The following is a 1830-nucleotide window of genomic DNA, read 5'->3' on the forward strand; positions in this document are numbered from 1 at the left end:
GAGGCATCCCGCCGTCGGCGCTCGCGTCGTCCACCGCACCGGCAGACGCGCCGCCTGCGTCCCGGGACGCAGGCCCACCGGAACCCGCGGCGGAACCCCTGCCCTCCGCCGCGACCGGCACCATGGGGGTGGCCACGGAGGCGGCGGGTCGTGCGGCCGCCGCCTCCTCGGATGCGCTGCTCATCGCCTACCCGTCGGAGTTTCGCCCGGTCAGCCGCTGACCGGTCTCAGTGGACTGCCGTTCGACGTTCTCCAGCGCCTGGACCAGCTGTTCCACCTCGTCGGTGGTCCGTTCCGCCAGTTTGGCCGCGTCGAACCCGGCGCTGACGGCGTCCTGGTGCGGGCTGTCGAACTGGCCGTGGAACTTCTTGCCGTTCTTGTCGCCGCCGATCACGTCGCCATACGCGTCGCTGCCCGACCGGAATCGCTCGGCGGACGACTGTACGTGGTTGGTCAGCTCCCGCAACGTGCGCTCCGCCGCCCGTAGCTTCTCCGTGTCGACCCGAATCGGCTCGCTCGATCCGCTCATGACCGGACTCCTCCGCGCTGCGGGCCGAAGCCGTGCTCGACATACTCCTTCACCGCGTCCGGGAGCTGGACGTCCTTCGGCATCACGTCCCGCGGGTCGAAGTTGCCCCGCACCATGTCGACCGGCGTCATGCCCTCGGGCAGCCGCTCGACGGCCACCTCCATCACCTGTGACAACGCCTTGGCCCTGGCCTGGTCGAGGGTCGTACGAATGACCCTGGACAAGTCCTTCGGCGCCATGTTGCGGTAGGCGCCGGTGGGAAAGTCCAGCGCCAGCACCTGGCCCTGCGCGCCCACCGTCGCCTTCACCACCTGCCGGGGCGCGGTCACCGTGGCCTGAACCTCGTTGATCTGCCGACGCGTGTCGACTGCCTGCTCACGCGCGTCGCGGTACTCGGCCAGCAGATCCTCGATCTGCTGATCGTACGGAGTCGACATTCCATTCCTTTCCACGCTGTGCCCTGCGCCCAGACGGCCCGTCCCGCCAGTCAACCGTGGGTGACGTGCCGAACCGGCCGCAGAGCATACGATCCTGACTGCGGGGACAGGCGGTTCTGCCTACTTGGCCAAACTCGGTCCCGCGTGCGCGTCATCCTCACGTGAAGACACCGTCACCCCCAGATGTCCTCGCTCTGCCGCAACAGGTCGGCGACGCTGCTCCCGCCCTCCTCGTCGCGCTTCTTGGACCTGCCCTTGCCCCTGCCCCGAGCTGTGTCGTCCTTCTCGGCGTCGGTGTCCGCGGGGTCGGCGGCGGACCGCTTCCCCGGCTCGGCCCCCGAGCAGGCGAACTCGCTGCGCGGCACAGCCAGAGCCCCCTCGGCAGCGGGCTTGGGACGCCAGGCGGGCCGGGTCGGCTCGGCGAACGCCTGGTCCGCGCCGGCACCACGAGCGGTCATGTACGCGCTGGCGCCGACCACCCCGGCAGCGCCCACCGACTCCTCGCGAAGGAGCCCGGCATCCGCCCCGGACGCCCCTTCCGGCCGGCTCCCCTGCCCCCCGAACAGCGGGAGGAGAGAGGCGTCCCACGCTTCGGCCTCGTCGGACTCACCGGCCGTCTGGGACGCGGCGGCGGGCATGCTCCGGGAGTCCGCCGTGCCCGTGCCCGCTGCCGGATGCGCCTTCGCCGACGTCGAGGCCGTCGACGCATGCGTTGCCGGGCCGTTCGCGGACGTCGGTGCCGTGGCCGGGGCGGCGGCGGACGTCGTGGCCGGCACAGACGCGGACGCCGGTGCCGGTGCCGGTGCCGAGACGGACGACAGCGACAGCGACGGCGTCGAAGCCGGAGCCGACGCGGCGGAGGCT

General features: G+C 71.9%; 3 protein-coding genes and 2 pseudogenes. 1 reads left to right on the forward strand and 4 read right to left on the reverse strand.

The genetic code is table 11. From position 1 onward, the window contains the following. The 4 genes and pseudogenes from ACFU99_RS42405 to ACFU99_RS42420 form a co-directional block, all read right to left on the reverse strand. A pseudogene (locus ACFU99_RS42405) lies at positions 1-184 on the reverse strand (P-type conjugative transfer protein TrbL); the annotation flags it as partial. Between the two features lie 3 nt (positions 185-187). Further along, positions 188-529 (reverse strand): hypothetical protein, encoded by a 342-nt coding sequence (locus ACFU99_RS42410; protein WP_384403809.1) that lies wholly within the window; start codon positions 527-529, stop codon positions 188-190. Continuing rightward, entirely contained in the window at positions 526-966 is a 441-nt protein-coding gene (locus tag ACFU99_RS42415; protein WP_384403812.1) for a YbaB/EbfC family nucleoid-associated protein, read from the reverse strand. Before ACFU99_RS42415 ends, ACFU99_RS42410 begins: the two co-directional genes overlap by 4 nt. A 173-nt stretch (positions 967-1139) precedes the next feature. Beyond that, the gene (locus tag ACFU99_RS42420; RefSeq protein WP_384403814.1) at positions 1140-1604 is read right to left on the reverse strand and encodes a hypothetical protein; all 465 of its coding nucleotides are present in this window, start codon (positions 1602-1604) and stop codon (positions 1140-1142) included. A gap of 16 nt (positions 1605-1620) precedes the next feature. Here ACFU99_RS42420 and ACFU99_RS42425 point away from each other — a divergent pair. Continuing rightward, positions 1621-1830, forward strand: a pseudogene (locus ACFU99_RS42425) (hypothetical protein); the annotation flags it as partial.

The sequence above is a fragment of the Streptomyces sp. NPDC057654 genome (genome assembly GCF_042800135.1).
Lineage (GTDB): Bacteria > Actinomycetota > Actinomycetes > Streptomycetales > Streptomycetaceae > Streptomyces.